This window comes from Duganella sp. Dugasp78, assembly GCF_059491455.1.
Genome location: NZ_CP168506.1, coordinates 2,122,828 through 2,149,274 on the forward strand (window position 1 = coordinate 2,122,828; position 26,447 = coordinate 2,149,274).

General features: G+C 63.7%; 21 protein-coding genes. 15 read left to right on the forward strand and 6 right to left on the reverse strand.

Translation table 11 applies throughout. The features are described 5' to 3' along the window. Positions 1-217 precede the first annotated feature (217 nt). Together ACEN9O_RS09510 and ACEN9O_RS09515 are read left to right on the forward strand one after the other, a co-directional pair. Positions 218-625, forward strand: coding sequence for a hypothetical protein (locus ACEN9O_RS09510; protein WP_495617319.1), 408 nt, complete (start codon positions 218-220; stop codon positions 623-625). A 247-nt stretch (positions 626-872) separates the two neighbouring features. Next, positions 873-1,043 carry a hypothetical protein gene (locus ACEN9O_RS09515; RefSeq protein ID WP_020703835.1) on the forward strand — a complete coding sequence of 57 codons (171 nt, stop codon included), beginning with the start codon at positions 873-875 and terminating at the stop codon, positions 1,041-1,043. A gap of 28 nt (positions 1,044-1,071) precedes the next feature. Here the strand turns inward: ACEN9O_RS09515 and ACEN9O_RS09520 are convergent, their stop codons facing one another. Both ACEN9O_RS09520 and grxD read right to left on the reverse strand, forming a co-directional pair. Beyond that, complete coding sequence (locus ACEN9O_RS09520; protein WP_495617320.1) at positions 1,072-1,683, reverse strand: UbiX family flavin prenyltransferase; 612 nt, start codon at positions 1,681-1,683, stop codon at positions 1,072-1,074. Continuing rightward, entirely contained in the window at positions 1,676-1,987 is a 312-nt protein-coding gene (grxD, locus tag ACEN9O_RS09525; RefSeq protein WP_008443113.1) for a Grx4 family monothiol glutaredoxin, read from the reverse strand. The genes ACEN9O_RS09520 and grxD overlap by 8 nt, the downstream gene beginning before the upstream one ends. 149 nt (positions 1,988-2,136) lie before the next feature. Between grxD and ACEN9O_RS09530 the strand changes: the two genes are divergently transcribed. Both ACEN9O_RS09530 and ACEN9O_RS09535 read left to right on the forward strand, forming a co-directional pair. Then, positions 2,137-2,460: a PadR family transcriptional regulator gene (locus ACEN9O_RS09530; RefSeq protein ID WP_495617321.1), complete on the forward strand. Its 324-nt coding sequence runs from the start codon at positions 2,137-2,139 to the stop codon at positions 2,458-2,460. A gap of 9 nt (positions 2,461-2,469) precedes the next feature. Next, positions 2,470-3,033, forward strand: coding sequence for a DUF2812 domain-containing protein (locus tag ACEN9O_RS09535; protein ID WP_495617322.1), 564 nt, complete (start codon positions 2,470-2,472; stop codon positions 3,031-3,033). Here the strand turns inward: ACEN9O_RS09535 and ACEN9O_RS09540 are convergent. Continuing rightward, positions 3,030-5,378: a Tex family protein gene (locus ACEN9O_RS09540; protein WP_495617323.1), complete on the reverse strand. Its 2,349-nt coding sequence runs from the start codon at positions 5,376-5,378 to the stop codon at positions 3,030-3,032. The genes ACEN9O_RS09535 and ACEN9O_RS09540 overlap by 4 nt on opposite strands. Before the next feature lie 226 nt (positions 5,379-5,604). Here ACEN9O_RS09540 and ACEN9O_RS09545 point away from each other — a divergent pair, with 226 nt between their 5' ends. The 7 genes from ACEN9O_RS09545 to ACEN9O_RS09575 all read left to right on the forward strand — a co-directional run bounded on the left by ACEN9O_RS09545 (position 5,605) and on the right by ACEN9O_RS09575 (position 19,579). After that, complete coding sequence (locus ACEN9O_RS09545; protein ID WP_495617324.1) at positions 5,605-8,754, forward strand: DEAD/DEAH box helicase; 3,150 nt, start codon at positions 5,605-5,607, stop codon at positions 8,752-8,754. Then, positions 8,755-9,888, forward strand: coding sequence for a PAS domain-containing sensor histidine kinase (locus tag ACEN9O_RS09550; protein ID WP_495617325.1), 1,134 nt, complete (start codon positions 8,755-8,757; stop codon positions 9,886-9,888). A 54-nt stretch (positions 9,889-9,942) separates the two neighbouring features. Next, positions 9,943-10,623, forward strand: a complete 681-nt coding sequence (locus ACEN9O_RS09555; protein ID WP_161089562.1) for a response regulator transcription factor — start codon at positions 9,943-9,945, stop codon at positions 10,621-10,623. Positions 10,624-10,725: 102 nt separating this feature from the next. Beyond that, positions 10,726-12,321, forward strand: a complete 1,596-nt coding sequence (locus ACEN9O_RS09560) for a methyl-accepting chemotaxis protein (protein ID WP_495617326.1) — start codon at positions 10,726-10,728, stop codon at positions 12,319-12,321. Positions 12,322-12,378: 57 nt separating this feature from the next. Then, on the forward strand, positions 12,379-13,080 hold the full coding sequence (locus ACEN9O_RS09565; protein WP_495617327.1) for an REP-associated tyrosine transposase: 702 nt from the start codon (positions 12,379-12,381) through the stop codon (positions 13,078-13,080). A gap of 193 nt (positions 13,081-13,273) precedes the next feature. Continuing rightward, positions 13,274-18,001, forward strand: coding sequence for a glutamate synthase-related protein (locus ACEN9O_RS09570; RefSeq protein ID WP_495617328.1), 4,728 nt, complete (start codon positions 13,274-13,276; stop codon positions 17,999-18,001). Between the two features lie 114 nt (positions 18,002-18,115). Beyond that, a complete protein-coding gene (locus ACEN9O_RS09575) occupies positions 18,116-19,579 on the forward strand; it encodes a glutamate synthase subunit beta (RefSeq protein WP_495617329.1) in 1,464 nt (487 codons plus the stop codon). Between the two features lie 68 nt (positions 19,580-19,647). On the opposite strand, the gene ACEN9O_RS09580 is transcribed toward ACEN9O_RS09575, so the two are convergent. The 3 genes from ACEN9O_RS09580 to ACEN9O_RS09590 are packed head-to-tail and all read right to left on the reverse strand — an operon-like array spanning position 19,648 to position 23,221. Continuing rightward, entirely contained in the window at positions 19,648-21,522 is a 1,875-nt protein-coding gene (locus tag ACEN9O_RS09580) for a tetratricopeptide repeat protein (RefSeq protein ID WP_495617330.1), read from the reverse strand. Next, positions 21,506-22,381 (reverse strand): GNAT family N-acetyltransferase, encoded by an 876-nt coding sequence (locus ACEN9O_RS09585; protein ID WP_495617331.1) that lies wholly within the window; start codon positions 22,379-22,381, stop codon positions 21,506-21,508. Before ACEN9O_RS09585 ends, ACEN9O_RS09580 begins: the two co-directional genes overlap by 17 nt. 18 nt (positions 22,382-22,399) lie before the next feature. Then, complete coding sequence (locus ACEN9O_RS09590) at positions 22,400-23,221, reverse strand: PEP-CTERM sorting domain-containing protein (protein WP_495617332.1); 822 nt, start codon at positions 23,219-23,221, stop codon at positions 22,400-22,402. Positions 23,222-23,482: 261 nt separating this feature from the next. Between ACEN9O_RS09590 and ACEN9O_RS09595 the strand changes: the two genes are divergently transcribed. Genes ACEN9O_RS09595 through ACEN9O_RS09610 form a run of 4 tightly spaced genes read left to right on the forward strand, consistent with a single transcriptional unit; the run spans position 23,483 to position 26,439 of the window. Beyond that, the gene (locus tag ACEN9O_RS09595) at positions 23,483-24,301 is read left to right on the forward strand and encodes an ABC transporter ATP-binding protein (protein ID WP_495617333.1); all 819 of its coding nucleotides are present in this window, start codon (positions 23,483-23,485) and stop codon (positions 24,299-24,301) included. Further along, the gene (gene mlaE, locus ACEN9O_RS09600; RefSeq protein ID WP_495617334.1) at positions 24,298-25,083 is read left to right on the forward strand and encodes a lipid asymmetry maintenance ABC transporter permease subunit MlaE; all 786 of its coding nucleotides are present in this window, start codon (positions 24,298-24,300) and stop codon (positions 25,081-25,083) included. Before ACEN9O_RS09595 ends, mlaE begins: the two co-directional genes overlap by 4 nt. A 37-nt stretch (positions 25,084-25,120) precedes the next feature. Then, a complete protein-coding gene (mlaD, locus tag ACEN9O_RS09605; protein WP_495617335.1) occupies positions 25,121-25,591 on the forward strand; it encodes an outer membrane lipid asymmetry maintenance protein MlaD in 471 nt (156 codons plus the stop codon). Next, entirely contained in the window at positions 25,588-26,439 is an 852-nt protein-coding gene (locus ACEN9O_RS09610) for an MlaA family lipoprotein (protein WP_495617336.1), read from the forward strand. The genes mlaD and ACEN9O_RS09610 overlap by 4 nt, the downstream gene beginning before the upstream one ends. Positions 26,440-26,447 lie beyond the last annotated feature (8 nt).

The window sequence follows — 26,447 nt, forward strand, 5'->3', positions numbered from 1 at the left end:
AGTGGTGTTATTGTAATAACTTCACTATTTCCACTGAAAGCGGCTCCGAGGCTTTGGGCCGTTTTGCAGCTGGAAACCGAATAAAGTTCAGTGCGGGTTCCTGCCCGTACTTGCACTTACAGAGGATAAAGTGTTAATTATAAAATCCCATCACGTCACAATCAGATCTTAAAAACAAGAGACTGACTTTCATGACGCAACGTGAAATAGTGCAATTATGAATTCTTCTAATGAACGCGAAAGCTTTAGCCAGCGCTTGCAACAGGCTCTCAAAAACGCCCACTACTCCCCCGATAGTCCAACCCGGTTGGCGCGGGAATTCAATATTCGATTCGATGGCCGGCCGATCACCGTCCACGCCGCGCGCAAGTGGCTGGTAGGCGAGGCGATTCCGACCCAGGAAAAGCTGCGCATGATTGCCCAGTGGCTGGGCGTGCCGGCCGAATGGCTGCGCTTTGGCGGCGCCGAAGCGGACGCCCCGGCTGGCGAAGGCGGCAACGGCCTGTCGCGCTTTGAGTCGGCCGACGTCAAGCTGATCGCCGATTTGCAACGCCTGGACGAGCATCACCGCCAAATCGCACGCGAATTTATACGCATGTTGGTGCGTGTCAACTACCAAAAGTAATCATTTTAAGTACTACTACGGAGTTATTTTGACCGTTTGTGGCTAAGGCTGAAAGTGTTTCCGTGTGAAACTGGTTTCACGGTTTGGCCGGTTATTGTTCGGATAGGGCGTCCCTGAGGTGGCGCCCTTTTTATTTTGGGCGGCTTTACGAATTGTCATAGTTTCGACACGGATTTGAGGCACAATAGGCAATCAGCCATCGCTGACCGCAGCATTTACTTCGGGAGCCAAGCTTTTGAGCCGTCTTATGAAAAGTAACTACAGCAACGTCGCGCAGCTAAAAGATTTGATGACCGTCCCCCCGATGACCGCCGCCCAGCACGCGGAGGTAATGCGCAAGCGCATTGCCCACCGCCGAATGGTCGAGGAAGCGCGGGATCTGAAGAAAGCCAGCGGATCGCAGTTCGATAAACGCTAGGCTGGGGGCAGGTGCGGTACGGCAGGTCTTAGTTGGACTCGCTGGTCGGCTTCATGCCGTTCCAGCGCGGGGCCAGCGTGTGCTCAATGCCGAACAAATCAATGACCCGGCCGACCGTGTGGTCGACCATCTCCGCAATGCTTTGCGGGTTGTGATAAAAGCTGGGCAGCGGCGGGAAGATGATCCCGCCCATTTCCGTCACCGCCGTCATATTGCGCAAGTGCGCCAGGTTGAACGGCGTTTCCCTCACCATCAGCACCAGCCGGCGGCGCTCCTTGAGCACCACGTCGGCCGCGCGCGCGATCAGGTTGTCCGACAGGCCATGCGCCACCGACGCCAGCGTCTTCATCGAGCATGGCGCGATGATCATCCCATCCGATTGGAAAGAACCGCTGGCGATCGAGGCGCCAACGTCGCGCACCTTGTGCACCACGTGGGCCAGCGCTTCGACTTCGCGCCGCTGCAAGCCGGTTTCCTGGTGCAGCGTGAGGACTGCGGCGTCCGAGACGATCAGGTGCGTCTCGATGCCTGGGGTATGTTGCAGCTGTTGCAGCAGACGCATGCCATACACCGCGCCGGTGGCGCCGGTGATGGCGATGATTATCCGCCGGGCCGCGAACGGCTGCGGGCGATCAGGCATCCAGCAGGGCCTTCAGTTCGCCGGACTCGAACATCTCGTTCATGATGTCCGAACCGCCGATGAACTCGCCCTTGACGTAGAGCTGCGGAATGGTCGGCCAGTTCGAGTAGTCCTTGATGCCCTGGCGGACTTCAGGATCTTCCAGCACGTTCACGGTGGCGATATTCTCAACGCCGCAAGCTTTCAGGATCTGGATGGCGCGACCCGAAAAGCCGCATTGTGGGAACTGGGCGGTGCCCTTCATGAACAGCACCACCGGGGTGTTGGTCACGGTTTCTTTGATCCAGGTTTGTACGTCGCTCATAGCTGCCTCAGTGAAAAGATGTAATTAGATGCCGACATTTTATAAGAAATGCGGCCGCCGCGTGCTTGACAAGCCGAAAAACATTGGTAGTATAGCGCTCATCGATATATCGACTCTCGATATATCGTTTAACGATACAGAGGAGCGCAATGGACGATATCCATTACTCGAAGTATCTGCCGCTGTCCGAAGCAACGTTTTACGTGATGCTGGCGCTGAACGAGCCCCTGCACGGCTACGCCATCATGCAGAAAGTGGAAACGATGAGTGGCGGCAGCGTCACCCTGGGACCGGGCACCTTGTACGGCGTGTTCGGCACGCTGGAAAAGCAGGCATTGATAGTCAAGGTGGCGGAAGAAGAACGGCGCAAGGTGTATGCGCTGACGGAGTTGGGGCGAACGGTGCTGGCCGAGCAGGTGCGCCGGCTGGAAATCATGGTTGGCAACGCCCGTGCGTTGCTGCGAACCGCTTGAGGAGGCAGCGTGGAAAACGGTACTGTAGTTCGTAAGTTCAAGATGTGGCTGGTATGGCAGGATGAAGCACATGAGCAATGGCTGGAGCGCATGGCAGCTCAAGGGCTGCACCTACGCAATACCAACGCCATCGGCCTGCACAGTTTTGTGCGTGGGGCACCGGCGGACGTGGCTTACCGTTGGGACGTGGGTAACCAACAGCATGACCCTCAGTACCAGCAATTGTTCCGGGATGCTGGCTGGGAATACGTGACATCCACCTCGGGTTGGCATTGCTGGCGCAAAACGCGCAGGGCAGGCGTCGTGACGGAAATCTTTACCGACAACGCCGACCGGATGCGTAAATACCAGCGCGTGCTGATGTTCCTGGCCCCTGCCGCGGCAGCACAATTGCTGATGGGAATATTGCTGATTTCACGGCACTGGCAAGAGCTGCTGACGCCGCAGAGCGGATCCGGGGACCGCCCCATTGCCGCAGTCTGCTTGGCAGTGACATCGTTGGCATGTTACGGCGTTGCCAGGCTCATCATGCGCATCCGGGACGTGAAACGCGCGGAGCCTGGCGGCGCTTAACCGCGCAGCTTGGCGAAGGCGGCCGCCATGCTGCCGCCGATCGGCTCGGACTTGGCGCTCTGCTTCTGGTGCTGGCCCATGCTCTTGCGGTCGTTGCGGTCGCCGCGCTGCTGCGGCTGCGAGCCGGCTTGCGGCGCGCTGTCGCTCAGGCGCATGGTCAGGGCGATGCGCTTGCGCTTCTCGTCCACTTCCAACACCTTGACCTTGACCACCTGGCCAGCCTTGACCACCGTGTGCGGGTCCTTGACGAAGGTGTTCGACAAGGCCGAGATGTGCACCAGGCCGTCCTGATGCACGCCGATGTCGACAAACGCGCCGAACGCGGCCACGTTGGTGACCACGCCTTCCAAAATCATGTCAGGGCGCAGGTCGCGGATTTCCTCCACGCCTTCCTTGAAGGTGGCGGTGGTGAACTCGGGACGCGGATCGCGGCCCGGCTTCTCCAGCTCCTTCAGGATGTCGGAGATGGTCGGCACGCCGAACTTGTCGTCGGCGTACTTGGCCGGATTGAGCGTCTTGATCAGCGCGGTTTCGCCGATCACGGCCTTGATGTCCTTCTTGATGTCGCCGAGGATTTTTTCCACCAGCGGATACGATTCCGGGTGCACCGCCGACGCGTCCAGCGGGTTCTCGCCGCCCATCACGCGCAGGAAGCCGGCTGCCTGTTCGAAAGTCTTGTCGCCCAGGCGCGGCACCGATTTGAGCGCCGCGCGCGAGGTGAACGCGCCCTTGACGTCGCGGTAGGAAACGATGGCCTGCGCCACCGAAGCCGACAGGCCCGACACGCGTGCCAGCAGCGGCGCCGAGGCGGTGTTCACGTCCACGCCGACCGCGTTCACGCAATCCTCGACCACCGCGTCCAGCGAGCGGGCCAGCTGGGTCTGCGAGACGTCGTGCTGGTACTGGCCGACGCCGATCGATTTCGGATCGATCTTGACCAGCTCGGCCAGCGGATCCTGCAGGCGGCGGGCAATCGACACCGCGCCGCGCAGCGACACGTCCATGTCCGGCAACTCGCGCGAGGCGAATTCCGATGCCGAGTACACCGACGCGCCCGCTTCCGAGACGACGATCTTGCTCATTTTCTGCTCAGGGAATTGCTTGATCAAGTCCTGCGCCAACTTGTCGGTCTCGCGCGAGGCAGTGCCGTTGCCGATCGAAATCAAGGACACATTGTGCTTGGCGGCCAGCTTGCCCAGGGTGTGCAGCGAGCCGTCCCAATCGTTTTTCGGCTGGTGCGGGTAGATCACGGCGGTATCGACCACCTTGCCGGTGGCGTCCACCACCGCCACCTTGACGCCGGTGCGCAGGCCAGGGTCCAGGCCCATGGTGGCGCGCTGGCCAGCCGGCGCGGCCAGCAGCAGCGCCTTCAGGTTGGTGGCGAAGACGTTGATCGCGTCCAGCTCGGAACGCTCGCGCAGCGCGCCCATCAGTTCGGTTTCCAGGTGCATGAAGCTCTTCACGCGCCAGGTCCAGCGGGCGGTGTCGTTCAGCCATTTGTCGGCCGGACGGCCCTGGTTCCTGATGCCGAAACGGGCAGCGATGCGGCCTTCGCACGGATTGTGCGGCGCGTCCCACTTCGGTTTCTCGGCTTCGGTGTCCAGCCGCAGCGTGACATCGAGGATGCCTTCGCGGCGGCCGCGCAGCAAGGCCAGCGCGCGGTGCGAGGGCACGGTGCCGATGGTTTCGGAATAATCAAAGTAATCGGCGAATTTTTCGCCTTCGTCTTGCTTGCCTTCAACGACCTTGGATTCAACAATGCCGTGATCCAGCACGTATTCGCGCAAGGATTGCAGCAACGTTGCATCTTCGGCAAAGCGTTCCATCAGGATCTGGCGGGCGCCGTCCAGCGCGGCCTTGATGTCGGCCACGCCCGGATTGTTGCCCTCGGCGGTGGTAAAGGCTTCGCGCAGGTATTTATTGGCTTCCATTTCCGGGTTCAGTTCCGGGTTGTCCAGCAGGCCGTCTGCCAGCGGCGCCAGGCCCGCTTCGATGGCGATTTGCGCCTTGGTGCGGCGTTTTTGCTTGTATGGAAGGTATAAGTCTTCAAGACGGGTCTTGTCTTCTGCGTGCATGACAGCATCTAACAGTTCCGGCGTCATTTTATTCTGCTCGGTGATCGATGCCACGATCGCGGCGCGGCGGTCTTCCAGCTCGCGCAGGTAACGCAGGCGTTCTTCGAGCAGACGCAGTTGAATGTCGTCCAGGCCGCCGGTGGCTTCTTTCCGGTAGCGGGCGATGAAGGGCACCGTGGCGCCTTCGTCCAGCAGGGCGATGGCGGCGGCAACCTGTGCCGGTTTGCAAGTCAGTTCCAGGGCAAGACGTTGTTCGATTGAAGGCAACATGTGGGCGATTCCTAAGCAGTCAAGCCCGGAATCATACGCAATCGGCGCGAATGTGCCAGTCTTGACAGTCCAAAAGGACTGTGCACGGCCCGAGGAACACGCAAGTAACACGCGAGTAACACGTTTACATGCGGGTTTTATGAAGAATCCGCAAACACGAACGCGTGTATGGCGGATAATATCGCCTGTTGCCGTTTTTGAACCATCCTGACCAACAATGCGACCTATGGATTTTACCCGCGACGACGCCACCGACGATGTCCCCGCCAAGCCAGCCGCACCGGCCGCCCCGGCATCTCCCGCCCGCCTTGCGCCGCCCGCGAATCAATTGTCGTACGCCGTAGCCACCTGGCTGCAGCGTGTGGATGCCGCAGCGCATCCCAAAGCCAAACTGAACGCGCCGCCGGTCGATGCCGACCCCAAGCAGCAAACCCAATACAAGCTGATCTACGTGATGGCGCCCACCAGCGGCGGCCGTCATGTGGCGCTGTGCCTGTACAAGGCGCGCCTGCGCTCGAACGGCGACGTCGCCGCGGCCAGCCCGGTGAGCGAAGTGTTTTCGCTGCTGTCGGCGCCGCCGAGCTTCCTCGCGGCCGGCGACGAGGACCTGATCCGTTTCTTCGTTGCCATGCGCAGCGGACAGAATTCCCAGACCGGCTCCGCCACCGAGCCGCGCGGCAAGATCGGCGCGGCCCTGCTGAACATGCTGGCCGAACAGGATAAATTGCTTTGGGCAAATTCCTGGGCCGACGTCGGCAACGGCCTGGTCTACCCGCTCAAGGGCGGCGTGATGCGCGAAGCCAACCTGGCCTGGCGCGAAGAAGGCAAGGGCCTGCGTCTGGGCTGGCAGGTGCAGGCGCCGCCGAACGCCAAGCATGTCGGCGCCGACCAGGTCGATTACATGCTGCCGACCGATCCGCCGTGGTACATCGACAACCTGTCCTGCGGCGTGCTGCAGCTGAACCAGGGCGGCGCCTCGATCCCGCTGGCCGACCTGCAGGCGCTGGTGGCGCAAGCCCCGCTGCTGACCAATAACGACAAGATGCGTGTGTCGCAACTGCTGCTGGCCCACGGCCTGCAACAGCTGATGCCGCTGCCGCAACCCTTGCCGCAGCGCGTGCGCGACGACGTCAAGCCGCGTCCGGTGCTGACCCTGGACGCCGCCATGCTGGCCGACGGCTCGCTGCAACGCTGGCACGACTTCGCCGTGTTGTCCTTCGACTACGACGGCGAGCGCGTCTCCTTCGACCCGTCGCAGCGCGTGGTGCGCCAGAAGGGCGACGTCACCGAAATCATCCAGCGCGACAGCGCCGCCGAAGAGCTGGCCTTGTCGCTGCTGACCGAACGCCAGTTCCTGCCACCGACCACCTTGCCGCTGAGCAGCGTCAAGGGCGGCCTGTTGCTGCCCAGCCAGGCCGAATGGCTGCGCTTTGCCCGTGACGGCATCGAGGCGCTGAAGCAGGCTGGCTGGAAAGTGGAAAAAACCGTCAAGTACCGCTACGACGTCAGCGATGTCGGCGACTGGTATGCCGACGTGGTGGAAGATCCGGCCGACGGCGGCCACGCCTGGTTCGAGCTGGAGCTGGGCATCATGGTCGACCAGGACCGCGTGCCGCTGTTGCCGGTGCTGGTGCAGATGATACGCAGCGCGCCGAACGACTTCAATCCCAAGACCATCGCCCTGCACGGCGATGAAGACCAGATGCTGGCGACCTTGCCGGACGGCAGCCGCGTCGCCCTGCCGTGGGCGCGCGTCAAGCCCATCCTGGCGACGCTGGGCGAGCTGTATTTCAGCGACAAGATCAAGACCTCGCTGCGCATGGCCACGCTGGACGCCGCGCGCCTGGACGACCTGGCCCGCAACGTCGAACTCAACTGGACCGGCGGCGTCGAGCTGCGCGAAATGGGCGCGCGCCTGAACCAGTTCGGTTCGGTCAAGCGCATCGCCACCCCGGCCGGTCTGCAAGCGACGCTGCGCGACTACCAGACCGACGGCCTGTCGTGGATGCAGTTCCTGCGCGAGTACGGCTTCGCCGGCATCCTGGCCGATGACATGGGCCTGGGCAAGACCGTGCAGACCCTGGCCCACATCCTGGTCGAGAAGGAAGCCGGCCGCCTGACCGCGCCGGCGCTGGTGATCGCGCCGACCAGCCTGATGGGCAACTGGCAGGAAGAGGCGGCGCGTTTCGCCCCCGGCCTGCGCGTGTTGCTGTTGCAGGGCAAGGACCGCATGGGCCAGTTCGACCAGATCGCCGAGGCCGACCTGGTGCTGACCACCTACGCGCTGCTGCCGCGCGACGAGGAAAAGCTGCGCGAGCATGATTTCCACCTGGTCATCCTGGACGAATCGCACTACATCAAGAACACCCGCAGCAAGGCCGCGCAGAGCGCCGGCCTGTTGCGCGCGCGCCACCGGCTGTGCCTGTCCGGCACGCCGCTGGAAAACCACCTGGGCGAGCTGTGGTCGCAATTCCACTTCCTGCTGCCGGGCCTGCTGGGCGACGAGAAGGGCTTCAACACCGTGTTCCGTCATCCGATCGAGCGCCAGGACGACCCGCTGCGGCGCGCGCTGCTGAACCGCCGCATCAAGCCTTTCCTGCTGCGCCGGACCAAGGACAACGTGGCCAAGGAATTGCCGCCGAAGACAGAGATGGTGCGCAAGGTCGAGCTGACCGGCGCCCAGCGCGACCTGTACGAGACGGTGCGCCTGGCCATGGACCAGAAGGTGCGCGAGGAGATCGACCGCAAGGGCGTGGCGCGCAGCCAGATCGTGATCCTGGAGGCGCTGCTGAAGCTGCGCCAGGTGTGTTGCGATCCGCGCCTGGTCAAGTCGCTGCCGTCGAAGAAGCAGACGGCCGGCTCGGCCAAGCTGATCGACCTGATGCAGATGGTCGAGGATTTGCTGGAAGAAAACCGCAAGATCCTGGTGTTCTCGCAGTTCACCAGCATGCTCGAGCTGATCGAGCAGGAGCTGGACGCGCGCGATATCCCGTATGCGCTGCTGACCGGCGAGACCAAGGACCGCAGCGCGCAAGTGGCGGCCTTCCAGCAGGGCGCGGTGCCGATCTTCCTGATCAGCCTGAAAGCGGGCGGCGTCGGCCTCAACCTGACGGCGGCCGACACCGTGATCCACTACGATCCGTGGTGGAATCCGGCGGCGGAAAACCAGGCCACCGACCGCGCCTGGCGCATCGGCCAGGACAAGCCGGTGTTCGTCTACAAGCTGATCGCCAAGGGCACGCTGGAAGAAAAAATCCAGCTGTTGCAGCAGAAAAAATCCGATCTGGCGCAGTCCATCCTGGCCGAAGGCGAGTCGCAGAAAATGGCGCTCACCCAGGAAGACTTGCAGCAGATCTTCGCCCCGCTGGCGGAATAAGTGGCGACCGTCGCCGAACTGCAAGCGGCCTTGCGCCAGTCGCAGGCGGAGGCCGAGCGCTATCGCCTGCTGCTCCAGCACAGCGGTGAGGTCAGCTGGATGGCCGACTGCGCCAGCCTGCGCCTGTCCTGGCTCAGTCCGGCAGCCGGGCGCCAGTTCGGCTACACGCTGGAGTCGGCGCAGGCGCTGGCGGCCGGCCTGTTGCAGCAATTGCCTGCCAGGCTGGCACGCCACGCCGGCGGCGACCTGAGCCGCCTTCGCCTGCTGCGTGAAACCGAACTGCCCCACGCGGACGGCCGCCTGCTGCCGGTGGAAATCGAATCGACCCTGATTGTCGACGAGCATGGCGTGGCCGTCAGCGTGGTCGGCGTGGTGCGCGACCTGAGCGCGCGGCGCGAACTGGCCGCGCAGCAGAAAAAGTTCGCCTCCATGCTGTCGCACGAATTCCGCACGCCGCTGTCGACCATTGACGGCGCCGTGCAGCGCCTGGAAATGACCGGCGCCCACCATGACGAAGGCACCCGCAAGCGCTACCGCAAGATCCAGACCGCGGTCGACCGCATGCTGGCGATGCTCGACGAGTACCTGTCGCCGGAGCGCATGGCCAGCATCGGCCGCGAGCGCCAACCCAATGAAATCTGCCCCGCCACGCTGCTCGAAGCGGTGGCCGAGCAGGCCCGCAGCCGCCGTCCGGCGCTGAGCGTGCGCATCGCATCGCTGCCGCAATGGCTGCGCTGCGACCCCGCCGGAGTGCGCTTATGCCTGGAAATTTTGCTCGACAATGCAATTAAGTACACGGATGCCAATACTCCGATAGAATTGATAGGCAAAATGGCAAGCGAGGGCGGTGTCGAGTTCCTGGTGCGCGATCACGGGGTCGGTTTGCCGGCGGCGGAATTGGCGCGGGTGTTCGACAAATCCTTCCGCGGCAGCAACGCCGCCGGCATCGCCGGATCGGGGCTGGGCCTGTACATGGCGCGCGCGGTGGTGGATGTACACGGGGGAACGCTGACGGCAACAAATGTTTCTGAAAGCGGCACGGAATTTCGGATTTGGCTGCCGCTGGCGGCCAGCGCCGGGAAAAGCCTTGCGCGGGCGGGTGGCAGCAGTGATAATTCCTTGGACTCAAGCTGAGCTGCAAGGCAGGACTGGGCACCGTTGCTCAATAATCGATCGAATGGCGCATCAATGACGCAAATACTCATCGTGGAAGACAATCTGGACTATGCCGAAGAAATGGCAGAGTTCTTGACTGAGCTTGAACACGAAGTGCACATCACTAATAACGCCAGCGAAATGTGGTCGGCCCTGAGCCAGGGCAATGTCGGGGTGGTGGTGCTCGATCTGGGCCTGCCGGACGAAGACGGTTTCAATGTGATCCCCCGGATGCGCCAGCTGTATCCGCAGATCGGCCTGCTGGTGCTGACCGGCCGGGTCGCCTTCGACAACCGCATTCTCGGCCTGCGCCTGGGCGCCGACCACTATCTGACCAAGCCGATCAAATTCCCGGAACTGGCCGCCCACATCGAGGCGCTGGACCGCCGCGTCGGTCCGCAGGAAACCATCCCGGCGCCGAGCAAGTGGACGCTGCGGGTCAGCGCCCGCCAGCTGGAGCTGCAGGGCATGGCGATCACGCTGACCGAGAAAGAATGCAATTTCCTTCACTTGCTGACGATTAACACCCGTCCCGTGCCGCGCCAGGTCATCGTGGCCGGTATCGGCGGCGACGATCCGGACGCCGGCCGCCGGGTCGACATGCTGGTGTATCGTTTACGCAAAAAAGCCCGCACCGGCCTGGGTCAGGACTTGCCGCTGCGCAGCGCCTATGGCGAGGGCTACAGCCTCTCCGCCAGCTTTAACTTATCTTGAGTCAAACTCAATAGTATTTCTGTACTGTGGAAATGTGAGAGTTTCCTAGCCGCAGCTTTGTCGTAGCATGAATTTCCACTTGTCAAGTTGGGGAGAATTGCAATGCGCTACAGCGACTGGAAAATAGGGATACGCCTGGCTGGCGGCTTCGGCCTGGTGATGTTGTTGGTGGTCGGCATGGCCGTGGCCGGCATGTGGCGTTTGCAGGCGGTGGGCGACCTGACGGAACAGATGGTCGGCAGCGCCAGCGTCAAGGAGCGCCTGACCGCCGAGTGGCGCAACCAGATCGGCATCAGCGGCGTCGGTGTGCTGGCCTTTGCCCGCAACACCGAGACCGCCGAATCTCCTGCCATTTCTGAAAAAGCCGCCGCCACCCGCGCGCGCGTCAACGCCATCCAGAAGCAGCTCGAACCCCTGCTCTCCAGCGATGAGGAAAAAGCCTTGCTGGAGACGGTGACGTCGGTGCGCAAGGGTTATGCGGCCAGTCGTGACGCCTTGTTCAAGCTCAAGAAAAGCGGCGACATCGCCGGCGCCCGCGCCCTGGCCGATAGCAAGCTGGAACCGCAATTCGATGCCTACCTGCAAAGCGTGCAAAAGATCGGCGACTACGAAGCCGGGGTCGGCCGCGCGCTGGGGGAAGAGGTGCAGACACAATACCATTCCGGCCAGCGCTTCCTGCTGGGGCTGACGGCCGGGGCGCTGGTGCTGGGCGCCTGGTTCGCCTACATCATCGGGATCTCGATCACCGGCCCCATCCACAAGGCGGTGCGGGTGGCGCAGACCGTCGCGGCCGGCGATTTGAGCAGCAAGATCGACGTGCGAACCAAGGATGAAACCGGCATGCTGCTGCAAGCGTTGAAGGATATGAACGCCAGCCTGGTGCACATTGTCGGCCAGGTCCGCAGCGGCACCGACACCATCGCCACCGCCTCGGGTCAGATCGCCAACGGCAACCTTGATTTGTCGGCCCGCACCGAACAGCAGGCCAGTTCGCTGCAACAGACCGCCTCGTCGATGGAGGAACTGACCGCCACCGTCAAGCAGAACGGCGACAACTCGCGCCAGGCGCACACGCTGGCGCTGTCGGCCTCGGAAGTGGCGGTCAAGGGCGGCAACGTGGTCGACGAAGTGGTCGACACCATGAGCGAGATCAGCACGTCGGCACACAAGATTGTCGACATCATCGCCGTGATCGACGGCATCGCCTTCCAGACCAACATCCTGGCCTTGAACGCGGCGGTGGAGGCGGCCCGCGCCGGCGACCAGGGGCGCGGCTTTGCCGTGGTGGCGAGTGAAGTGCGCAATCTGGCCCAGCGCAGCGCCAGCGCGGCGAAGGAAATCAAGGAACTGATCAACAATTCGGTCGACAAGGTGGAAAGCGGGGCGCGCCTGGTGGCCCAGGCCGGCAGCACGATGCGGGAAATCGTCGTCAACGTGCGGCGGGTGACCGACATCATCGGCGAAATCACCGCTGCCAGCGCCGAACAGACCAACGGCATCGAACAGATCAACCGCGCCATCGCGCAGATGGACCAGGTGACGCAGCAGAACGCGGCGCTGGTCGAGGAAGCGGCCGCCGCCTCGGCCGCCCTGCAGGACCAGAGCGGCGCGCTGGCCCGCGTGGTCAGCGTGTTCCAGCTTTCCGGCAATATGGGGAAAAAGAGGGACAGAGTCACGCCGATTTTGCTGGGTGTTTGAATAATCGGGGACAGAGTGGTGTAGAATGGCCGTATCCGATACATTTTGCACAAATTTATGGCACGTCTACCCCGCTTGATCGTCCCCGGCCAGCCGCACCACGTTATTCAGACCGGTAACAACAACCAATCGATCTTCCAGGACACGGAAGATTATCAAACCTTCCTGGGCTGGCTGCGCACTGCCGCCAAGAACTACAAAGTGGCGGTGCACGCCTATGTTTTGATGCCGAATCACCTGCATTTGCTGGTCACGCCGGCCGATGCGGACGGCCTGGGCCAGATGATGCAGTGGATAGGCCGCTACTACGTGCCCTATTTCAACCAAAAATACGGCCGCAGCGGCACTTTGTGGAACGGACGCTACAAAACCTCGCTGATCGACGCCGAGCAATACTTCATGTCGTGCAGCCGTTATATCGAGTTTAATCCGGTGCGCAACGGCATGGTGGGGCGGGCCGAGGATTATCCGTGGTCCAGCTATGCGCATCACGCGGGCTTGCGTTCGGACGGCCTGATTGTCGACCATCCCAAGTTCTGGGAGCTGGGCAACACGCCGTTCCAGCGCGAAGCGGCCTACATCGCGCTGGCCGAGCCGGCGCTGAGTGGGGACGAGGTGGCCAGCATCAGCCAGGCGCTGCTCAAGGGCTGGCCGTTGGGCACGGAGCAATTCAAGACGGCGCTGCAGCACAAGGTCAAGCGCCAGGTCTTGCCCGCCAAGCGCGGCAGACCCTTTAAAATCAAGGCCGAAGCCGCCTGAGCAGCACGCTGAAACCGCAGGAATTGCCGTTCCTGCGGTTTTTTTAGCGCCGCCATCACTCTGTCCCTAATTAATTTTTTCGGCGGCTTGTAAAAATTTAATTTGACTCCGACCCTAATTGTTATTGTTGAAGTTTACGCTGCATTGCACTACTCTAGCTTTTCGTTACTCAAAATTGCAGTGGAGAGCCCCCATGAAAGCCCAAGGTCTGTACGATCCGTCCAATGAACACGATGCCTGCGGCGTCGGTTTCGTCGCCCACATCAAGGGCAACAAGAGCCATTCCATCGTGGAACAGGGTCTGTTGATCCTGAAAAACCTCGATCACCGGGGCGCCGTCGGCGCCGACGCGCTGATGGGCGATGGCGCCGGTATCCTGATCCAGATTCCCGACCAGTACTATCGCGATGAAATGGCCAAGCAAGGCGTGGAACTGCCGCCGCCAGGCGAGTACGGCGTCGGCATGGTGTTCCTGCCGAAGGAAAACGCCTCCCGCATCGCTTGCGAACAGGAAATCGAGCGCGCCGTGCGCGCCGAAGGCCAGGTCGTGCTGGGCTGGCGCAACGTGCCGGTCGACTGCGACATGCCGATGTCCCCTACCGTGCGCGCCAAAGAGCCGGTGATCCGCCAGATCTTCATCGGCCGCGGCGCCGACATCATGGTCACCGACGCGCTGGAGCGCAAGCTGTACGTGATCCGCAAATCGTCCGGCCACGCCATCCAGGCCTTGAAACTGATCCACGGCAAAGAATTCTTCGTGGCCTCGCTGTCGGCCCGCACCATCGTCTACAAGGGCCTGCTGCTGGCCGACCAGGTCGGCGTGTACTACAAAGACCTGCAAGACGCGCGCTGCATTTCCGCGCTGGCGCTGGTGCACCAGCGCTTCTCGACCAACACCTTCCCGGAATGGCCGCTGGCCCACCCGTACCGCCTGATCGCCCACAACGGCGAGATCAACACCGTCAAAGGCAACTTCAACTGGATGCGCGCCCGTGAAGGCGTGATGAAATCCGCCGTGCTGGGCGACGACCTGCAGAAACTGTTCCCGCTGATCTACGAAGGCCAGTCGGACACCGCCTGCTTCGACAACGCGCTGGAACTGCTGCTGATGGCAGGCTATCCGATCGCCCAGGCGATGATGATGATGATCCCGGAAGCCTGGGAAAATCACGGCACGATGGACGACAATCGCCGCGCGTTCTACGAATATCACGCAGCCATGATGGAACCATGGGACGGCCCGGCCGCCATGGCCTTCACCGACGGCCGTTACATCGGCGGCACGCTGGACCGCAATGGCCTGCGTCCTGCCCGCTACATCGTCACCGACGACGACCTGGTGGTGATGGCGTCGGAATCGGGCGTGCTGCCGATTCCCGAATCGAAAATCATCCAGAAATGGCGTCTGCAACCGGGCAAGATGTTCCTGATCGACCTGGAAGCTGGCCGCATCATCGACGATAAAGAGCTGAAAGACACCTATGCCAACGCCAAGCCGTACAAGGCATGGATCAACGCGGTGCGCATCAAGCTCAACGAAATCAAGCTGAGCGAAAGCCAGCTGGCGCACAACCGCGCCAAGGACGTCGCGCCGGCCCAGGGCGAAAAAGCCACGCCGTCGCTGCTGGACCGCCAGCAAGCCTTCGGCTACACCCAGGAAGACCTGAAATTCCTGATGGCGCCGATGGCCGCCGCCGGCGAAGAAGCCACCGGCTCGATGGGCAATGACTCGCCGCTGGCCGTCATGTCCAACAAACTCAAGCCGCTGTACAACTACTTCAAGCAGTTGTTCGCGCAAGTGACCAACCCGCCGATCGACCCGATCCGCGAAGCGATGGTGATGTCGCTGGTCTCCTTCATCGGCCCGAAACCGAACCTGCTGGACACCAACAACGTCAACCCGCCGATGCGCCTTGAAGTGTCGCAGCCCATCCTGGGCTTCGACGACATGGCCCGCCTGCGCGGCATTAGCGCGCATACCGGCGGCAAGTTCAAGTCTTATGAGCTTAACATCTGCTATCCGCTGGCATGGGGCAAGGACGGCGTCGAAGCCTGCCTGGCGTCGCTGTGCGCCGAGGCGGTCGATGCGGTCAAGTCCGGCCACAACATCCTGATCGTGTCGGACCGCTCGGTCGGCCCGGACCGCGTGGCGATTCCTGCGCTGCTGGCCACCTCGACCGTGCACCAGCACCTGGTCAGCAAGGGCCTGCGCGCGTCCACCGGCCTGGTCGTCGAGACCGGCTCGGCCCGCGAGACCCACCACTTCGCGCTGCTGGCAGGCTACGGCGCCGAAGCGATCCACCCTTACCTGGCGATGGAAACGCTGGTCGAGATGGCGCTGGGCATGCCGGGCGACATGTCCGGCGACAAGGCGGTCTACAACTACACCAAGGCCATCGGCAAGGGCCTGATGAAGGTCATGTCCAAGATGGGCATCTCGACCTACATGTCCTACTGTGGCGCGCAGATCTTCGAAGCTGTCGGCCTGAACAAGTCGCTGGTCGACAAGTACTTCAAGGGCACGGCCTCCAACGTGGAAGGCATCGGCGTGTTTGAAGTGGCAGAAGAAGCGCTGCGCCTGCACAACCTGGCCTTCGGCAACGATCCCGTGCTGGAAAACCACCTGGACGCCGGCGGCGAGTACGCTTACCGCGTGCGCGGCGAAGACCACCTGTGGACCCCGGATGCGATCGCGAAACTGCAGCATTCGACCCGCAGCAACAACTTCTCCAGCTATAAAGAGTACGCCCAGATCATCAACGACCAGAGCAAGCGCCACCTGACTCTGCGCGGCCTGTTCGAGTTCAAGCTCGATCCGACCAAGGCGATCCCGCTGGACGAAGTCGAGCCGGCCAAGGAAATCGTCAAGCGCTTCGCGACCGGCGCGATGTCGATGGGTTCGATCTCGACCGAAGCCCACGCCACGCTGGCGGTGGCGATGAACCGCATCGGCGGCAAGTCCAACACCGGCGAAGGCGGCGAAGATCCATCGCGCTACACGATGGAACTGAAGGGCATCAAGATCAAGCAGGGCGAGACCATGGCTTCGGTCATGGGCAAAGAGCAGATGGTGGTCGACATTCCGCTGCAGGAAGGCGATTCACTGCGCTCGCGCATCAAGCAGGTGGCATCGGGCCGTTTCGGCGTGACCGTGGCCTACCTGAACTCGGCCGACCAGATCCAGATCAAGATGGCGCAGGGCGCCAAGCCGGGCGAAGGCGGCCAGCTGCCGGGCCATAAGGTGTCGGAATACATCGCGACCTTGCGCTTCTCGGTGCCAGGCGTGGGCCTGATCTCGCCGCCGCCGCACCACGATATTTACTCGATCGAAGATCTGGCCCAGCTGATCCACGACCTGAAGAACGCCAACCCGCGCGCTTCGATCTCGGTCAAGCTGGTGTCGGAAGTCGGTATCGGCACCGTGGCCGCCGGCGTGACCAAGGCCAAGGCCGATCACGTGGTTGTCGCCGGCCATGACGGCGGCACCGGCGCTTCGCCGCTGTCGTCGGTCAAGCACGCGGGTACGCCGTGGGAGCTGGGTCTGGCGGAAACGCAGCAGACCCTGGTGCTGAACGGCCTGCGCAGCCGCATCCGCGTCCAGGCCGACGGCCAGATGCGTACCGGCCGCGACGTCGTCATCGCCGCCATGCTGGGCGCCGACGAAATCGGCTTCGCCACCGCGCCGCTGGTGGTCGAGGGCTGCATCATGATGCGCAAATGCCACCTGAACACTTGCCCGGTCGGCGTCGCCACGCAGGATCCTGTGCTGCGCGCCAAGTTCTCCGGCAAGCCCGAGTACGTGGTCAACTACTTCTTCTTCGTCGCCGAGGAAGCCCGCCAGCTGATGGCGCAACTGGGCATCCGCACCTACGACGAGCTGATCGGCCGCGTCGACCTGCTGGACAAGTCCAAGGCGATCACGCACTGGAAGGCCAAGGGCCTGGACTTCAGCAACATCTTCTACTCGCCGGAAGTGCCGAACGGCGACTCCATCTATCACACGATGGAACAGGATCACTGCCTGGACAAGGCGCTCGATCACAAGCTGATCGCGCAAGCCAAGGCCGCGCTGGAAAAAGGCGAACGCGTCTCGTTCATCTCGCCGGTACGCAACGTCAACCGCACCGTCGGCACCATGCTGTCGGGCGAAGTGGCCAAGCGCTACGGCCACGCCGGCCTGCCGGACGACACCATCCACATCCAGCTGCAAGGCACGGCTGGCCAGTCGGCCTGCGCCTTCCTGGCGCACGGCATCACCATCGACCTGGTCGGCGAAGGCAACGACTATGTCGGCAAGGGCTTGTCGGGCGGCCGCATCATCGTGCGTCCGAACACCGAGTTCCGCGGCTGGGCGGTGAACAACATCATCATCGGTAACACCGTGTTGTACGGCGCGATCAGCGGCGAAGCCTTCTTCAACGGCGTGGCCGGCGAGCGTTTCGCCGTGCGTAACTCGGGCGCCACCGCCATCGTCGAGGGCACCGGCGACCACGGTTGCGAATATATGACCGGCGGCACCGTGGTGGTGCTGGGCGCCACCGGCCGCAACTTCGCGGCGGGCATGTCGGGCGGTATCGCCTACGTGTACGACCCGGACGGCGATTTCGAGGCGCGCTGCAACACCTCGATGGTGACGCTGGAGCCGGTGCTGACCGTCAAGGAACAGGAAGCCCAGAGCGAAACCTGGCACGTGCAGCACAAGGACCACGGCCGCGAGGCGGACGAGGTGATCCTGAAGCGCCTGATCGAGCGTCACTTCAAGCACACCGGCAGCACCCGTGCCCGCCTGTTGCTGGACAACTGGGCCGAGGGCCGCGGCAAATTCGTCAAGGTATTCCCAAGCGAATACAAGCGCGCCCTGGCCGAAATGGCCGAGGACGTGGCGAACGAAGCAGCGTCCGCCCAGCCGATCGCAGCATAAGACAGACAAGAACAGCGTCATTCCCGCGCAAGCGGGAATCCATGGAACGCCAGCTCAGCATGGGTCCCCGCGTGCGCGGGGACGACGGAGCAACGGATAACTAAAGGACTTATCGTGGGTAAAATCACCGGCTTCATGGAATTCAAGCGTCAGGACGAGAGCTATCTGCCGCCTGCTACGCGTTTGAAAAACTATTCCGAATTTGTCATCACCCTGACCAATGAACAGGCCAAGGTGCAGGGCGCGCGCTGCATGGATTGCGGCATCCCGTTCTGCAACACCGGCTGCCCGGTCAACAACATCATCCCGGACTGGAACGACCTGGTCTATCGCGGCAATTACCGCGAGGCGCTGGACACCCTGCACTCGACCAACAACTTCCCGGAGTTCACCGGCCGCATCTGCCCTGCGCCGTGCGAGGCCGCCTGCACGCTGGGCATCAACAACGATCCGGTCGGCATCAAGTCGATCGAGCACAAGATCATCGACGAAGGCTGGGAACACGGTTGGGTCGTGCCGCAGCCGGCCGCGCAGCAAACCGGCAGGAAGGTGGCCGTGGTCGGTTCCGGTCCTGCCGGCCTGGCGGCGGCGCAGCAGCTGGCGCGCGCCGGCCACGCCGTCACCGTGTTTGAAAAGAGCGACCGCGTCGGCGGCCTGCTGCGTTACGGCATTCCAGACTTCAAGATGGAAAAGTCGCACATCGACCGCCGTATCAAGCAGATGGAAGCCGAAGGCGTGGTATTCCGCACCAGCGTGTTGGTCGGCAAGGACTTCCCTGCCAACGTCAACAACTGGGCCAAGGAAACCATCTTCCCGGAAGACCTGGCCAAGGAATTCGACGCCGTCGTCCTGGCTGGCGGCGCCGAGCAGCCGCGCGACCTGCCGGTGCCCGGCCGCGAGCTCAAGGGCGTGCACTTCGCCATGGACTTCCTGCCGCAGCAAAACAAGGTCAACGCCGGCGACAAGGTCAAGGACCAGCTGAAAGCCACCGGCAAGCACGTGGTGGTGATCGGCGGCGGCGACACCGGTTCCGACTGCGTCGGCACCTCGAACCGCCACGGCGCCGCCTCGGTGACCCAGTTCGAACTGATGCCGATGCCGCCGGAGCAGGAAAACAAGCCGCTGGTGTGGCCGTACTGGCCGACCAAGCTGCGCACCTCCTCGTCGCACGAGGAAGGCTGCGAGCGCGATTGGGCGGTGGCCACCAAGCGCCTGGAAGGCAAGAACGGCAAGGTCGAGAAGCTGGTCGCCTGCCGCGTCGAGTGGAAAGACGGCAAGATGGCCGAAGTGCCTAACTCGGAATTCGAAATGAAGGCCGACCTGGTGCTGCTGGCCATGGGCTTCGTGTCGCCGGTGGCCAACGTGCTGGACGCCTTCGGCATCGAGAAAGATGCACGCGGCAACGCCAAGGCCAGCACGGACGGCGAAGGCTGCTACAAGACTTCCGCCCCCAACGTGTTTGCCGCCGGCGACGTGCGCCGCGGCCAGTCGCTGGTGGTGTGGGCGATCCGCGAAGGCCGCCAGTGCGCGCGCGCGGTCGATGAGTTTTTGATGGGCTCTTCGGAACTTCCGCGCTAATCCCCGCGGCCGAAGCAGCCTGTCTCCGCCGGTAGTGAATGGGTGATCCCCGTTCCTGCCGGTTTTTTTTATTCTGCGGCGGCAATCCCGGCGGTGGCCTGCGCACGCGCCGCATCCCTGGCGACCGCCGCCGGATCGATCCGCATCGCCCGCGCGCGCGCCTGGGCTGCCGCTTCCATGTCGCCGCAGCGCTCACATGCCATGGCGAGATCGAGCAGCGCTTCCGCTGAACGCGGCCCCAGGCTGACCGCGCGGCCATAGGCGTTGGCCGCCTGCCGCCACCGTCCCAGCATGCGCTCGGCCGTTCCCAGTCCGGACCAGGCGAAATAGTCGTGCCGGTCATGCGCGATCGCGGCGCCGAAGCTGGCGATCGCCAATTCCCACTCGCGCTGCGCAAGGTGGGCCCGGCCCAGCCACATGGCGGCGTTGACTGGTGGCGTGGCGGCGTCCGCTGAGCCGGCCTGGAGCTGCGCCAATGCGCCCAGGCGTGCCTCGGCCCGGGGCCAGTCCCCGCTGGCAAAGGCAACCATGCCTTCGGTCGCTTCGGCCCAGGCGCCTCCCGTCCGCACCAGCGGAAAATCGCGAGCGATGGCCAGGCATGCATCGAATTCGCCGGCCAGCAGCAACTGTTCGGCCAGCGCAATGCGCACGTTCAGGTCGCCGTCGAAGCGCTGCGTCAATGCGCGCAGCTGCTCCAGCGCCGCCGGGCGGTTACCGCGCAACGCCGTCATGCTTGCCAGCGCCAGGCGCGTCTCGCATTCGATATGGCGGGCAAACGTAATCTGCGGTGTGAAATCGGGCGGCACCAAACCTTCACGCTCGAACATGGCCACGTCCGCCGCCGACAGTGCCGGCGCGCCTGGCGTGACGCGGATATCGGCCGGCGCCAGCGGCGCCACCGAGGCGTTCGCCGCATGTGCTTGCATGCGGATCGGTGCGCTGGTCAAGGCCTCGTCGATCACGCGGCCGTCGGGGTCTGCGCCGGCCGGCAAGTCCAGCACCGCCGCCACGGTCGGCCATATATCGCAGGCGGCCACCGGCGCGACGGTGTGGTCGCGCGCGATGCCCGGGCCGCACAGCAGCATGAAGCCGGCATCGCGCGTGCCGTTCGACAGGATCGCGAAACAGGCGTCGCGGCCGGCAAGGTTTTGGTAGCGGCCGCACAGCAGATCGAGAAACTGGTGGCAGCGGGCCAGGCAGGTACGCGCTGCCAGCCGGTCCGGCACGCTGGCCAGCGCCGCGGCCATGACGCCGATAAACGGCAGGCGTAACACCAGCATATCGGCGCCGCGCTCTTCAATGGCGGCCGTGCCCAACGCGTGCAAGGTCGCGCATTCGGCCAGTGCCGTCGCCGCCGTGCCCGCCAGCCGGCGCCGGGCAGTCGCGTCCAGCGGGCTCAGTAGGAAGTGCAGGTCTGGTGCCTGGATGTCGCCGGGCGCCAGGCGCGCCGCATGCACCAGCTCGCGCGCCTCGGGCGGCCAGACCGCCTGCGGGTCCAGCGGCCAGGCTTGTTCGTCGTCGGCCGGCGCGGTACTGACTCCGGGTGCGATCACGGTGCCATGCCGCAGCCGCAGGCCACGCGTGGCCGGCCAGCCGATGACGGCCGCGTGGCGGCCGGCGGCATCGGCGGCGTGCCAGGCGGCGACCGTGCGCAGTGCGGCCGCGCCGGGCGCCTGCATGAACAGCGAACCGTCGATCGCCGTCAGCGGGTGCAGAATGCCGTGGCGGTCCGGCTGCATGCCGGTGGCGGCGCTGGTCCAGCCGCTGTCGGCGCAGGCCGGCAGCGGAAAGTCGAGCGGCGCCCAGGTGCCGGCGTTGACCAGGCTGGAAAGAAAGGGCGTCAGGCCGTCCTGGTCCAGCTCCTGCAGCAGGCTCCAGTCGGCGCCGTCGAGTGCCAGCATGACCAGCGCGGGCGCGGTCGGCGCGTCAGAGGGCGAGTGCATAGGTATGGGTGGTGTGCAGCAGCCTGGCCTCGACGCGGTGCGCCATCTGCAAGGTGGCGCCGGCCGTGTCGTTGCAGCTGAAGCGGAAGCGCGGCAGTGCCTGCCGCGCCAACTGTCGGGCGGACGCTTCCAGCAACATCAGGGCCGGCCAGCCGTGGCGATGGCCGGGTTGGGTGATCCACAGGTCCACTTCGGACAAATCCTGGCCTGGCTTGCACAGCAACAAGCCGATCAGCTCGCCGTCGAGCTCGACCGCCTGCGACAGCGCGGCGCAGGCCGGGTCCGCCAGCACGGCGTCGAAGCGGGCGGCGGCGGCGCCGTGGGGCAGCCGCGCGTAGCTGCCGTACAGTACGATGGCCTGCGGCAGGTGGCGTGGCGCCAGCGGCTGGACGGAAGCGCCGGCCGGAATGCGCCGGCCGGCGCGCAGGCGTTCGAGCATCAGGCTGGTCTGCTGGCAGGCGTTGTGGGTGTCCACCTCGAAATGCAGCACCGAGCGTTGCGGCGCGAAGCCGCTGCGCGCCAGGAACGGCGGCGCGCTGGCGTCGTCCCATTCGCCCCAGGCGTACAGGTAGTCGACGTCCCAGCGCCGCAGCATCGCGCCCAGCGCCGTCAGCAATGCCGCGCCGACGCCGCGCCGGCGCTGCGTCGGCAATACGAAGATGGCGCCGCGCAAGCCACTGCGCCGCACTTCCCACGGGATAGCTGAAAATGCCGCCACGCCGACGATCGCGTGCTCGCCGGCATGGCGCGCGACCAGCACCGATTCGGCCGCCGCGCCATGGTTGGCGACGTGGGGCAGCAGGGCGAAAGCCAGGTCCAGTTCGCCCGGCTGCGCCATGGCGACATGCACCGTCGCCATCGGCGGCATTACCTGGCGTCAGGCCGGCAGCGCGGCGTCGGTGCGCCGGCCACGGCCCTTGCGGCGGTAGGCGGCGATGCCGGCCAGGCCGCTGGCCAGCATCAGCAGCGACGACGGCTCGGGTACCGGACTGGTGAAGGCGGCCGCGCCGGCCGCCACCGCGGCGCCGGTGTTGTCGTAGCCGTAACCGTTGAATGTCACCGAGTACTCGGACGAGGCGGTGGTGCTGGTGATGTTAGGGTCCTGGATGGACACGTCTATCCAGCCGTATTGCGTTTGCTGGCCGCTGGAGAACTGGAACGGCACCAGCAGGTTGTTGCCGATATTGTTGTCGGTCATGGTGCTGGCCAGCACCGGAAACTGCTGGCATTGCGAGGTGCCGCCACCACTGCCTTTGCCGACGCTGTTGCAGGAGCCGAAGATGGAGCCCACTCGCCGGTTGGTGGTCTGGTCCAGGGTCGTCGTGCCCGACGTCGCCAACGCCGGCCCGATCAATGTGCCAGCTGCCACCGCACCCGCAGCCACGCCCTGGGCGCCGACCGTGACCGAGCGGTCGTACACAGTGAACCCGAAGAGATTGCCGAATCCTAAGTCGAGGTAGCTGCTACCGTAGCGTGTCGCATTATTCGCCAGCGAGAAGTCGGTCGTGCCGTTGTGGTCCACATCCACGGCGACAGAGATGGGGCGGGGCTGCCCGATGCCGAACCAGGTTGGCCCCAGTGACTGGTTGAGACCGTCGACCCGTATCACATCGGCATGCGCCGCCAGCGACGTCAGGGCCAGCAGCGTGGCGGCGCCGGCTATTTTTTTGTTGGGCAAGATGTTGGATGGATTTGGCATGGCGGCTCTGTTTCGGGAAGGGAACAAGGATTGTCAGCATTTACATATATGTTGTCAATCAACTTATTGTTTCTGGCGGCAATTTCGCGCTTTTCATGTTGTGCGGCGCAGCAATGTAACATTTGGTGCCGGGTGTAAATTGCTGACTTTAGGTTCAGTAGTGTTGTATTATCTGCCACTTACGAGGCCTTCTTCTGCCACAAAAGAAGGGGACGCCAGCAGAGATTAACCTTTCTGCACTACAATACGGCATTAAAAACAATGAGTTCAGTCGTGGCTAATCTAGTCGAAATCCGTGATTTACACTTCTCCTATGGAAAGCGCGCCATCCTGTCGGGCCTCCAGATGGACTTCCCACGTGGAAAAGTGATCGCAGTGATGGGCGGCTCGGGCAGCGGCAAGACCACGGTATTGCGCCTGATCGGCGGCCAGATCCGCCCGCAACGCGGCCATGTCAAGGTGCAGGGCCAGATCGTGCACAAACTGAACACCGCCGGCCTGTATCTGCTGCGCCGCAAGATGGGCATGCTGTTCCAGCACGGCGCGCTGTTCACCGACCTGAGCGTGTTTGAAAACGTCGCCTTCCCGCTGCGCGAGCATACCGACCTGCCGGAAGAGCTGATCCGCAACCTGGTGCTGATGAAATTGCACGCCGTGGGCCTGCGCAACGCCGCCAAGCTCAAGCCGGGCGAGATCTCCGGCGGCATGGCGCGCCGCGTGGCGCTGGCGCGCTCGATCGCGCTGGACCCGGAACTGATCATGTACGACGAGCCGTTCGCCGGCCTCGACCCGATCTCGATGGGCGTCACCGCCAACCTGATCCGCAACCTGAACACCGCGCTGGGCTCGACCACCGTGCTGGTGTCGCACGACGTCAAGGAGTGCTTCGCGATCGCCGACTATGTGTACTTCCTGTCGCAGGGCAAGATCGTCGCGCACGGCACGCCGGACGACATGATGGTGTCCACCGATCCCTACGTGAAGCAGTTCGTCAACGCCGAGGCCGATGGCCCGGTGCCGTTCCACTATCCAGGCAAGTCCCTGGCCGATGACCTGGGCCTGGGGGTGCAAGTCTTATGAGCGTCAAGAACTGGTTGTCCAAGCTGGGCGCGCCGCTGCGCGACTACGTTGAAAGCATAGGCTATGGCGCCCGCACCTTCGCCAACATGCTGGGCGTGTCGCCCGGCCTGCTGCGGCGTCCGGCGTTGCTGGTCGAGCAACTGCACTTCATCGGCAATTATTCGATGCTGATCATCACCCTGTCCGGCCTGTTCGTCGGCATGGTGCTGGGCTTGCAGGGCTATTACACGCTCAACAAATACGGCGCCGAGCAGTCGCTGGGCCTGCTGGTGGCGCTGGGCCTGACCCGCGAACTGGGCCCGGTGATCACCGCGCTGCTGTTTGCCGGCCGCGCCGGCACCTCGCTGACGGCTGAAATCGGCCTGATGAAGGCCGGCGAGCAGTTGTCGGCGATGGAAATGATGGCCGTCAACCCGATCCAGCGCGTGCTGGCGCCCCGTTTCTGGGCCGGCGTGATCTCGGTGCCGCTGCTGGCGTCGGTGTTCAGCGCGGTCGGCGTGTTCGGCGGCTACCTGGTCGGCGTGCAACTGATCGGCGTCGACGACGGCGCGTTCTGGTCGCAGATGCAGGGCGGCGTCGACATCTGGAAAGATATTTTCAACGGTTTTGCCAAGAGCGTGGTGTTCGGCATCGCCATCACCTTCATTGCGCTGTACCAGGGCTATGAAGCCCAGCCGACCCCGGAAGACGTGGCGCGCGCCACCACCCGCACGGTCGTGATCTCCTCGCTGATGATCTGGTGGCTGGACTTCATGATGACGGCGCTGATGTTCAGCAAGTAAGCGCTAAAAGTACAAAATAAGAAACTAAGGAATCGCTATGCAACGTAAATCTCTGGATGTCTGGGTCGGTCTGTTCATCGTCGTCGGCGTCGCCGCGCTGATGTTCCTCGCGCTGAAGGCCGGCAACATGGGTTCCATGTCCTTCGGCAAGGTCTACCCGATCACCGCCAAGTTCGACAACATCGGCAGCCTGCGTCCGCAGGCGCCGGTCAAGGCGGCCGGCGTGGTGGTAGGCCGTGTGGGAGAGATCAAGTTTGATGACAAGAGTTACCAGGCGCTGGTAACCTTGAACATGGAAGACGGCTACAAATTCCCGAAAGACAGCTCGGCCAAGATCCTGACCGCCGGCCTGCTGGGCGAACAATACGTGGGCATCGAAGCCGGCGGCGACACCAACAACCTGGTCGCCGGCGACAAGATCGCCCGTACCCAGTCGGCCGCCGTACTGGAAGACCTGATTAACCAGTTCATCTACAGCAAAGCTGCAGAAGGAAAGGACAGCAAATGACGCAACGTACCCCGAAACACCTCCGTAGCGCCGCGCTGGCGCTGGGCGTCACCGTGCTGCTGGCCGGTTGCGCCGGCCCGAACCCGCGCGACCCCTACGAGGGTTTCAACCGCGCCATGTTCAGCTTTAACGATACGGTCGACACCTACGCGCTCAAACCGGCCGCGACGGCCTACCGCAACGTGCTGCCGAACTTCGTGCAGACCGGCGTCAACAACTTCTTCGGCAACCTGGCCGACGCCTGGACCGGCGTCAACAACTTGCTGCAAGGTCATGGCGAAGCCGGCATGTCGGACGTCACCCGCTTCGCGCTGAACTCCACGCTGGGCATTGTCGGCCTGTTCGACATCGCCTCGGAAGCCGGCCTGCCCAAGCACAAGGAAGACTTCGGCCAGACGCTGGGCACCTGGGGCGTGCCGTCCGGCCCCTACCTGATGCTGCCGCTGCTGGGCCCGTCGACCGTGCGCGACACGGTGGCCTTGCCGCTGGACATCAAAGGCGATATCTGGGCCTACAAGGAACCGGTCTACATCCGCAACACCGGTACCGCGCTCCGCGTCGTCGATCAACGTGCTAACCTGCTCAACGCCACCAGTTTGCTGGAAGACGCCGCGCTGGACCGTTACGAGTTCATCCGCGATGGCTTCCTGCAACGCCGCGAAAGCCAGATCCACCCGGACGGCGACGATGCGCCGCGCAAGTCCAAGAAGGATGATTCGGCCGAGATCGACGCCAAACCGGCGGCCGCGCCGGCGACTGCCGCACAAAGTTCTGCCCCTGTGTCATCCGAATCGGCGCCAAAAGAGTTAAACTCTGGCGCACCGGCTGCGGCCTCCGTCAGCCCGTGACCCCGAAG

Bases quoted from the DNA above. Each gene is read 5' to 3' on its own strand.
- ACEN9O_RS09510 (WP_495617319.1), top strand. From the start codon at position 218: ATGAATTCTTCTAATGAACGCGAAAGCTTTAGCCAGCGCTTGCAACAG.
- ACEN9O_RS09515 (WP_020703835.1), top strand. From the start codon at position 873: ATGAAAAGTAACTACAGCAACGTCGCGCAGCTAAAAGATTTGATGACC.
- ACEN9O_RS09520 (WP_495617320.1), bottom strand. From the start codon at position 1,683: ATGCCTGATCGCCCGCAGCCGTTCGCGGCCCGGCGGATAATCATCGCC.
- grxD (WP_008443113.1), bottom strand. From the start codon at position 1,987: ATGAGCGACGTACAAACCTGGATCAAAGAAACCGTGACCAACACCCCG.
- ACEN9O_RS09530 (WP_495617321.1), top strand. From the start codon at position 2,137: ATGGACGATATCCATTACTCGAAGTATCTGCCGCTGTCCGAAGCAACG.
- ACEN9O_RS09540 (WP_495617323.1), bottom strand. From the start codon at position 5,378: ATGTTGCCTTCAATCGAACAACGTCTTGCCCTGGAACTGACTTGCAAA.
- ACEN9O_RS09545 (WP_495617324.1), top strand. From the start codon at position 5,605: ATGGATTTTACCCGCGACGACGCCACCGACGATGTCCCCGCCAAGCCA.
- ACEN9O_RS09555 (WP_161089562.1), top strand. From the start codon at position 9,943: ATGACGCAAATACTCATCGTGGAAGACAATCTGGACTATGCCGAAGAA.
- ACEN9O_RS09560 (WP_495617326.1), top strand. From the start codon at position 10,726: ATGCGCTACAGCGACTGGAAAATAGGGATACGCCTGGCTGGCGGCTTC.
- ACEN9O_RS09565 (WP_495617327.1), top strand. From the start codon at position 12,379: ATGGCACGTCTACCCCGCTTGATCGTCCCCGGCCAGCCGCACCACGTT.
- ACEN9O_RS09570 (WP_495617328.1), top strand. From the start codon at position 13,274: ATGAAAGCCCAAGGTCTGTACGATCCGTCCAATGAACACGATGCCTGC.
- ACEN9O_RS09580 (WP_495617330.1), bottom strand. From the start codon at position 21,522: ATGCACTCGCCCTCTGACGCGCCGACCGCGCCCGCGCTGGTCATGCTG.
- ACEN9O_RS09585 (WP_495617331.1), bottom strand. From the start codon at position 22,381: ATGGCGACGGTGCATGTCGCCATGGCGCAGCCGGGCGAACTGGACCTG.
- ACEN9O_RS09590 (WP_495617332.1), bottom strand. From the start codon at position 23,221: ATGCCAAATCCATCCAACATCTTGCCCAACAAAAAAATAGCCGGCGCC.
- ACEN9O_RS09595 (WP_495617333.1), top strand. From the start codon at position 23,483: ATGAGTTCAGTCGTGGCTAATCTAGTCGAAATCCGTGATTTACACTTC.
- mlaE (WP_495617334.1), top strand. From the start codon at position 24,298: ATGAGCGTCAAGAACTGGTTGTCCAAGCTGGGCGCGCCGCTGCGCGAC.
- mlaD (WP_495617335.1), top strand. From the start codon at position 25,121: ATGCAACGTAAATCTCTGGATGTCTGGGTCGGTCTGTTCATCGTCGTC.
- ACEN9O_RS09610 (WP_495617336.1), top strand. From the start codon at position 25,588: ATGACGCAACGTACCCCGAAACACCTCCGTAGCGCCGCGCTGGCGCTG.